This window comes from Pseudomonas sp. P5_A2_2 (genome assembly GCF_054177685.1).
Window position 1 is genome coordinate 532 of the sequence record NZ_JBGCUL010000141.1, and the last position, 8,126, is coordinate 8,657.

Annotated in this window: 9 protein-coding genes; 8 read left to right on the forward strand and 1 reads right to left on the reverse strand. The window is 58.8% G+C overall.

Features of this window, described 5'->3' with window-relative positions; genetic code table 11:
* Window positions 1-88 precede the first annotated feature (88 nt).
* The 8 genes from ACXRVY_RS11645 to ACXRVY_RS11680 all read left to right on the forward strand — a co-directional run bounded on the left by ACXRVY_RS11645 (window position 89) and on the right by ACXRVY_RS11680 (window position 7,867).
* Window positions 89-937 carry a substrate-binding periplasmic protein gene (locus ACXRVY_RS11645; protein WP_223459542.1) on the forward strand — a complete coding sequence of 283 codons (849 nt, stop codon included), beginning with the start codon at window positions 89-91 and terminating at the stop codon, window positions 935-937.
* 9 nt (window positions 938-946) lie between these two features.
* A complete protein-coding gene (locus ACXRVY_RS11650; protein ID WP_223459540.1) occupies window positions 947-1,303 on the forward strand; it encodes a DUF4398 domain-containing protein in 357 nt (118 codons plus the stop codon).
* On the forward strand, window positions 1,300-2,112 hold the full coding sequence (locus ACXRVY_RS11655; protein WP_458237434.1) for an OmpA family protein: 813 nt from the start codon (window positions 1,300-1,302) through the stop codon (window positions 2,110-2,112). The genes ACXRVY_RS11650 and ACXRVY_RS11655 overlap by 4 nt, the downstream gene beginning before the upstream one ends.
* Before the next feature lie 202 nt (window positions 2,113-2,314).
* Window positions 2,315-3,754: an aminotransferase-like domain-containing protein gene (locus ACXRVY_RS11660; RefSeq protein ID WP_008050371.1), complete on the forward strand. Its 1,440-nt coding sequence runs from the start codon at window positions 2,315-2,317 to the stop codon at window positions 3,752-3,754.
* Between the two features lie 80 nt (window positions 3,755-3,834).
* Window positions 3,835-4,314 (forward strand): translation initiation factor 2, encoded by a 480-nt coding sequence (locus ACXRVY_RS11665; protein ID WP_458237436.1) that lies wholly within the window; start codon window positions 3,835-3,837, stop codon window positions 4,312-4,314.
* Window positions 4,315-4,480: 166 nt separating this feature from the next.
* A complete protein-coding gene (locus ACXRVY_RS11670; protein ID WP_108215386.1) occupies window positions 4,481-4,735 on the forward strand; it encodes a YkgJ family cysteine cluster protein in 255 nt (84 codons plus the stop codon).
* 96 nt (window positions 4,736-4,831) lie between these two features.
* Complete coding sequence (locus ACXRVY_RS11675) at window positions 4,832-5,437, forward strand: START domain-containing protein (protein WP_223459536.1); 606 nt, start codon at window positions 4,832-4,834, stop codon at window positions 5,435-5,437.
* A gap of 336 nt (window positions 5,438-5,773) precedes the next feature.
* Complete coding sequence (locus ACXRVY_RS11680; RefSeq protein WP_223459534.1) at window positions 5,774-7,867, forward strand: LTA synthase family protein; 2,094 nt, start codon at window positions 5,774-5,776, stop codon at window positions 7,865-7,867.
* Here the strand turns inward: ACXRVY_RS11680 and ACXRVY_RS11685 are convergent.
* The coding region (locus ACXRVY_RS11685) for a hypothetical protein (protein WP_458237435.1) at window positions 7,849-8,126 on the reverse strand (278 nt) is incomplete at its 5' end. The genes ACXRVY_RS11680 and ACXRVY_RS11685 overlap by 19 nt on opposite strands.

Here is an 8,126-nt window from a genome sequence, read left to right on the forward strand (position 1 = left end):
ATCCTGGATACAAGCGGTGCATTTGAAACCATCGCGAGCAGGCTCGCTCCTACAGGGATATAAACGATCTCAACGGGAGTGTGTTGCCATGGATTTGCGTCGTGTATGTGGCTGGTCATTACTACTGGGTTTGACGACATTTCCAGCACTGTCCAATGCTGCCGGCAAATGCGAACGCCTGGTGGTCACCGGCAGCCCGGACGCACCGCCGTACCTGTGGCAAGACCCGCAGAATCCCAAATACCTGATCGGTGCCAGCGCCGATTTGCTGCAGCAAGTGGCGGGGGAGTTGGGGCTCAAGGTCGAACTGCTTTATGCCGGCAAACGTGCCCAGGCCCTGGACGAAGTGCGCAGCGGGCGCATGGACATGCTGGCGGACGCGACGTTGACCGTCAGTGAGCTGGAATCCCTGGATTACATCCATCCACCCGTGCTGGAAAACGACTATCTGGTCTGGACACGCAAGGACTCGACGCTGATCTATAACGAAGCACAAGATCTGCACGGCCATTCCGGTGCCGTGTCGGAAAAGGCCCGATTGACCGCGCAATTCAGCACGTTTGCCGGACAGCAGCTAACCCTCACGCGCACGTCCAGCCTGACCCAGGCCTTTCAGAAACTATTGTTGGGCGAGGTCGAGTTTGTACTGGCAGGACGTTACTCGGGCATGGCGACCGCACAGACACTGGGCATGGCCAGTGATCTGGTCGCGCGCTCGCAACCGGTCGACAAGCCAGGCCTGTACCTGGCGATTTCCCATGACTCGGCGTGCAACGATCCGTGGTTGCGCGGACAGTTGGCCAAAAAGATGACAGAATTGCCCGCGTCCGGACTGACGGAGGCCGTGCTGATACGCAATATCGAGCGATGGAAGGCACAACGCTCACAACCACAGCCAATCCCCCCGCAACAACCCGTCAGTACCCCAAAACAGTAAGGATTTTCAGTGAGTATTCGACCTCTTTTCGCTGCCGTGGCCTTTGCCGCCCTGGCGGGTTGTGCAACCGATCCTGCGCCGAATGAACAGATTCGCCTGACCGAACAGGCGCTCGAACAGGCCAAGGCCGTGGGCGCCACCGCCGACGATGTGCCGGAAATGAAACTGGCCGAAGACAAGTTCAATCGCGCCAAGGGCAACATGACCGATCAATCCTTCAAAAACGCACGCATGCGGGCCGAACAGGCCGAACTCGATGCGCGCCTGGCTGAAGCCAAGGTGTTGACGGCCAAGAGCGAGGAACAGTTGAACGTGCTTAACACCCGCATCGCCCGCCTGCAAAAGCAACTGGGAGATGCCGAATGAGCCTCAAGAGCAAAGCCCTCGGCGGTTTGATCCWGGCAGGCTGTGCGAGCCTCTTTGGTTGCGCCAGCCAGCACAGCGAGACTGCATTGCAGCAGGCCGGCGCCGACTTTCAGAAGGTCAAGGAAGACTCCAATGTGCTGCGAATCGCCCCCAAGGACGTGATTCGCGCCGGTGAGTCCCTGGCCCGTGCCGATCGCCTGTCCAGTTATTGGGGCAGCGGTTCGGACGTGGTGCATTACGCCTACCTGAGCCAACGCTATAGCGCCATTGCCCGGGAACACACCAATCAGGCGCTCAATGAAGAGCAAGCGGCGAAGCTTGAACTGGAGCGGCAGCGCCTGCAACTGGCACTGCGTGAATCCAAACTGTTCAGCGTGCAGCAGCAAGGCAAATGGCTCGAGGAGCAGATCCTGGCATTGACGACCAGCCAGACCGACCGCGGTCTGGTGATGACCTTGGGCGACATGCTGTTCGACACCGGCGAAGCAGAATTGAAACCGTCGGCCAATCGTGTGGTGTTGAAGATCGTGCAGTTCCTGCAACTCAACCCCAAGCGTGTGGTGCGGATCGAAGGTTATACGGACAGTACCGGGGGCAAGCAGGAAAACCTCAAGCTGTCCCGCGACCGCGCACAATCGGTGGCTGACGTGCTGATGGACCTGGGCATCGACGACAAGCGCATCCAGGTCGAGGGTTATGGCGACGAGTATCCGGTGGACGCGAATGCGTCGGAACGGGGCCGTGCGCAGAACCGTCGGGTGGAAATTGTGTTTTCCGACGAAAAGGGCCAGCTCGGCGCTGCCCGCTAAGGGTTGCGTCGCTGGAAAACCCGGCCTGCCATGCAGCGCCGGGTTTTTTTTATGTCCGCCGATTACTGCAAAAAACAGTACAGATTTTGCTGACACTGCACTGTACGGTCGACTATTGTGGCAACTGTCCCCGTACACTTCTAAACTGTTCCGGTATTGTTTCACACAAGAATAAAATGCCCGTGAAATCGAGTGCTGCGTCATGACCAATCTTTTGCTCTATCAACGTATTGCTCAACAACTGGCCGAAGACATCCGCCGTGGGGTCTATCAGCCGGGAGAGCGCGTGCCTTCGGTGCGCAAGATGAGCTCGCAGCTCAATGTCAGCCATGCGACGGTGTTGCAGGCATATGCCAATCTCGAGGATCAGGGGCTGATCCGCGCCCGGCCGCAGTCGGGTTACTACGTGCACCAGACGCCGGCACTCACCGCACCGACGCCGGACATCGCCCGGGTCGAGCGCCCCGGCCTGGTCACCCGCAGCAGCATCATTCAGCAAGTCCTGGTCGAGTCCCGTCGTGAAGGTGTCTTCCCGCTGGGCGCTGCGGTGCCGAGTGTCGACTATTTGCCGGTGCGGGCACTGCATCAGCAATTGGCCAAGGTCACCCGTTTCCATAGCCCGCGGGCCTTCAGCTACATGTTCAGCCCTGGTTTCGAGCCGTTGCGCCGTCAGGTGGCGATCCGCATGCGCGATGCCGGCGTGGTGGTCGATCCGTCGGAAGTGGTGATCACTCACGGCTGCGTCGATGCGCTGCAGATGTCTTTGCGCGTGCTGACCCGTCCGGGCGATCTGATTGCAGCCGAGTCGCCGACCTATTACGGGTTGCTGCAACTGGCCGATCTGTTGGGCCTCAAGGTCATCGAGATCCCCAGCGATCCGGCCACGGGCATGAGCCTGGAAGCCCTGCAACTGGCGGCCAACCAATGGTCGATCAAGGCGTTGGTGCTGACCACGCGACTGAGCAATCCATTGGGCGGCACCATGCCGGAGGAGCGGCAGAAACAATTGCTGCGCCTGGCGTCGGACTTCGATATCCAGATTGTCGAAGACGATATCTACGGCGAGCTGATGTTCGAACAGGGGCGCACCAAGTCCCTCAAGGCCTACGATCGGCTGGACCGGGTGATCTATTGCTCAAGCTTCTCTAAAACCCTGTCGCCTGGTGTGCGGATCGGCTGGATGATTGCCGGCAAGTATCAGCAGGAAATCCAGCGCTTGCAGACCTTCAGCACGCATTCCGCGTGCAGCGTGACCCAGATGGGCATCGCCGCTTACCTGGAAAATGGCGGGTACGACCGGCATTTGCGCTTCATCCGTCAGGAATACCGGAAAAACCTCAGTGCCTTCCAGCTGGCTGTGCAGCAGTATTTTCCGGAAGGCACGCAGATGACCCGGCCTACCGGTGGCTTCATTCTGTGGGTCAGTCTGCCGGGGCGGGTTAACACGCAAGAATTGCACGTGCGGGCATTGCAGCAGGGCATCAGTATCGCGCCGGGACTGATCTTCAGTAATACCGAGCAATTCAATCACTGCATCCGCCTCAATTGCGGCATCCCGTGGAACCGTGAAGCCGAGCGCGCATTGATGACCCTGGGCATGCTGGCCACGCAACTCTGCCAGGAGATGGCAGGCGGTTTGTAACAGGCTGCTACCGCGCTTGTCTTGTGGGCTGCAACAGGCGAGCATATGCGCCTCTGCCGCTTGCACCCACCGTGGGATACATGAAACCGATTTTTCCTGCCGCCTGGCTATTGCTCTGTCTGTTTGCGAGTATTCAGCCGGCATCCGCCGTCGCCGCTACCGAGCAGGAACAGRCTACCGGCAGTTTCCACGTCGCACCGATAAAAACCGAACCTGCAAAAAAAACTTCGACAGTCCAAAAAACGGCGACGCCCGCGAAAAAGCGTCCACCCATCGCCTCCAAATCGAAATCGGCCAGCGAGGTGGTAAAGACCGAACTTCCATCCGCCAAGCTGGACCTGAGTTTGCCCAAGGATATGGTCCAGGAACTGAAGCCGGCAGGAACGGTACCGTTGACCAGACGTGAACCGTTATTGCCCGAGATGTTCGGTGACAAAAGCGGCAGCAGCCAGTTCCAGCTCAACGGCCGCCTGATCACCAATGAAATGCAGCTGCAGTTGCGCAATGAAGAGCGTCGCGAGGTCGAAGGCGCGGCACTGGACTTCGAGTTCAAGCAGTAATCCTGTCCGGATCCGCGAGCCGCAGACCAGACGCTTTGTCGGAGACTGGTCGGTCATGCCCGTTTGCATTGAAAAACCCGCTCGCAGGTAATTTAAAACAACTGTTTTAGCAGGTACTCTGTGCCCCGTCCTTTTACACATTGCCCGTCGCGAGGAGCTTGTCGTCATGAAATGCCGTGAGGGCTGTGGCGCTTGTTGCATTGCCCCTTCCATCAGTTCACCGATTCCCGGAATGCCCAACGGCAAAGCCGCAGGGGAGCGTTGCCTGCAACTTTCCTCCGATAACCTGTGCAATATTTTCGGCCAGCCGGAACGGCCGGCGGTGTGTTCTGCTTTCGAGGCCGACCCCGAAGTGTGCGGAAGCAGCAGCGAAGAAGCGATCCGGTTGATTGGCTGGTGGGAGCAAATGACGGCGGCGTGATGTGTGGGCTTGCACCTGTGATCACCTCCGAAAAACCTGAAGGTGATCGCAGGTGCAAGCCCAACGTACGGAACTTCAACAATAAGGAATAAGACTATGGGTTCGCTGCATCGTATTGCTGTGCTGTGTGGTTTGACGGTTGTGCTGGCTACTTCGACGGCCCGGGCCGAAGACTGGAAAGTCAAAAAAGACGAAGACGGCATCAAGATCTCCCTGAGTGAAGTGGCCGGCTCCGACTACAAGGCCTACCAGGGCGTCACGCTGATGAAAACCACCATAGCCAAGTTGCGCGCGTTGCAGGAAGACGTGTCCGGAGCCTGCGCCTGGATTCACGAATGCAAAACCCAGAAGTTGCTCAAGCACGAAGGTGACCAGAGCTGGACCTACACTCAGTTCAACACCCCGTGGCCGGTTACTCCGCGTGATTCGGTGCTGCACGTCACTACCCTCGAAGGAGCCGATGGCAGCCTGACCCGCAAGCTCGAAGGCGTACCGAAGTACATTCCTGAAGAAAAAGGCTTCGTCCGGGTCGCCAAGGTCGCCGGTTTCTGGAAGTTCGTGCCCAAGGGCGACCAGGTCGAAGTGACCTATCAGGTGCACACCGAGCCCGGCGGCAGCGTGCCGTCGCTGGTGGCCAACAAGTTTGTGGTGGATGCCCCGTTCAATACCTTGAAAGCCCTCAAGGAACGCGCCGAGAAGTAACGCTGTCGTTCTTTCAAGGTGACTTCGTAGCGCCCCGACCGGTTCGGGGCGTTTGCGTTTTTGACGGACGCGGGCGCTTTAATTTGTTTCCGGATATGCGTTGCACGAAATTTTCACCCCGTCTCCAAGACAATTCGCCGGCTCTCCCGCAGCACGCTGCGTATTCCTGAATGCAGGATGAAACAGTCGGGATGAGGGTAGTAATCAATGGCAATGCAGCCGTTGATCGTGCAACATTTGCGCACCGCGCAAACCCCAGGCCTTGTACGGGCCGAAAAGAGGGCAAGGCGCAGCTGTATTTTTGAAACTTTAACTTCCAATGGGTCCTAAAACGACATGGCAATCCCGGACGCCCTGAATCAGCAGCGAGCTTCTAGTCGCCTGCTGCAACCGACCGTCAAATCGCATCTGGCCTACACGCTGTTGTGTGCCCTGGTCATGATGGTCATGTTCAGCCTGCTGCGCGTCGCGCTGCTGGTTTACAACCGCTCGATGATCCTCGACACACCGGCCTCGACCTTCCTTGAGGCATTCGCCAACGGTCTGCGTTTCGACTTGCGTCTGGTGATCTATCTCAGCATTCCGTTGCTGCTGGCATTGTTCAGCGCCCGGGCCATGGCGGCACGCGGGCTGTTCCGTCTGTGGCTGACGATCGTCTCCAGCATTGCGCTGTTCCTGGGCCTGATGGAGATGGACTTCTACCGTGAGTTCCACCAGCGTCTCAACGGCCTGGTCTTCCAGTACGTCAAGGAAGATCCGAAAACCGTGATGAGCATGCTCTGGTACGGTTTCCCGGTGGTCCGTTACCTGTTGGCATGGGCCGTGGGCACCTGGATCCTGAGCCTGGCATTCAAGGGCGCCGACCGTGCGACCCGTCCCCGTGGCCCGTTCAGTGGCGGCAGCATCGGCACGCGCCAGGTTGCGCCTTGGTACGCGCGTATCGCGGTATTCGTGGTGTGCCTGCTGGTTTGCGTGGTCGCCGCGCGTGGCACTCTGCGTCAAGGCCCGCCATTGCGCTGGGGTGACGTCTACACCACCAACTCGAACTTCGCCAACCAGTTGGGCCTCAATGGCACCCTGCAACTGGTTGCCGCAGCGAAAAGCCGGATGTCCGAAGAACGCGACAACATCTGGAAGGCCACCCTGCCTCAAGAGCAAGCCCAGCAAGTCGTGCGTGACATGCTGGTGCTGCCCGACGAGAAACTGGTAGACGCCGACATGGCTGCCGTACGTCGTGACTACACGCCGCCGACCGACAAGACCCTGCCGATCAAGAACGTCGTCGTGATCCTGATGGAAAGCATGGCCGGTCACTCGGTGGGGGCTTTGGGCGGGCCGGGCAACATCACGCCGTACCTCGACAAGCTGTCGAAGGAAGGCCTGCTGTTCGACCGCTTCTTCTCCAACGGTACTCATACCCACCAGGGTATGTTCGCCACCATGGGTTGCTTCCCGAACCTGCCGGGTTTCGAATACCTGATGCAGACCCCGGAAGGCAGCCACAAGCTGTCTGGCCTGCCGCAGTTGCTCAGTGCCCGTCACTATGACGACGTGTATGTCTACAACGGTGATTTCGCCTGGGACAACCAGTCGGGCTTCTTCAGCAACCAGGGCATGACCAACTTCATCGGCCGTAACGACTTCGTTAACCCGGTGTTCTCCGACCCGACATGGGGCGTGTCCGACCAGGATATGTTCGATCGCAGCCTGCAAGAGCTCAAGGCGCGGGAAAACGGCAAACCGTTCTATGCCTTGCTGCAAACCCTGTCCAACCACACGCCTTACGCCTTGCCGACGCCATTGCCGGTCGAGCGGGTGACCAATCGCGGCAGCCTGAACGAGCACTTGACCGCCATGCGTTACGCGGACTGGGCGCTGGGCCAGTTCTTTGAAAAGGCCCGCAAGGAGCCGTACTTCAAGGAAACCCTGTTCGTCATCGTCGGTGACCACGGTTTCGGCAACGAACAGCAAATCACTGAAATGGACCTGGGCCGCTTCAACGTGCCGATGTTGATGATCGCGCCGGGCATCCAGGAAAAGTTCGGTCAGCGTGACCACACCGTGGGCACCCAGATCGACGTCGTGCCGACCATCATGGGCCGCCTGGGCGGCGAAACTCGCCAGCAATGCTGGGGCCGCGACCTGCTCAACCTGCCTGAAGGCGATAAGGGTTTTGGTGTGATCAAACCTTCGGGTAACGAGCAGACCACGGCCATCCTCAGCGACGACCGGATCCTTGTACTGCCGAAGGAAAAGGACATGGCGCCAAAGTTGTATCAGTACGAAATGGGCGCTACGCCGCATGCCGAGATCATTGCGGATGCACCGGGTACCGCTGAGTTGAAGCTCAAGCTCGAAGCGTTCCTGCAAACCGCGACCAAGAGTCTGCTGGACAACACTGCCGGTGTAGTTCACGGCACGCCGCAGTAAGTTGTGACGCGACAGAAAAGAGGCTCTTCAAGAGCCTCTTTTTTTGTGCGCCCAGCATGGGCGCAATCTTGCGGGTGAAAGTCCCGTCGTAAGCTGACCACAGCGAACGAAGTGAAGCGCAACTGCATGAGGGCGACCGAGTGTGGGGAGGAAGCGTGAATCGAAACCGCGAGCCGATGGACAAGAACCGGATATAAGGCGAAGCCGATCAGGGCGAGCGAGCAAAAGATCGCGAAGCTCTTGTGGTCAAGGATCAGGC

Coding starts and splice junctions, on each gene's coding strand:
- ACXRVY_RS11645 (WP_223459542.1), top strand. CDS start 89: ATGGATTTGCGTCGTGTATGTGGCTGGTCATTACTACTGGGTTTGACG.
- ACXRVY_RS11660 (WP_008050371.1), top strand. CDS start 2,315: ATGACCAATCTTTTGCTCTATCAACGTATTGCTCAACAACTGGCCGAA.
- ACXRVY_RS11670 (WP_108215386.1), top strand. CDS start 4,481: ATGAAATGCCGTGAGGGCTGTGGCGCTTGTTGCATTGCCCCTTCCATC.
- ACXRVY_RS11675 (WP_223459536.1), top strand. CDS start 4,832: ATGGGTTCGCTGCATCGTATTGCTGTGCTGTGTGGTTTGACGGTTGTG.
- ACXRVY_RS11680 (WP_223459534.1), top strand. CDS start 5,774: ATGGCAATCCCGGACGCCCTGAATCAGCAGCGAGCTTCTAGTCGCCTG.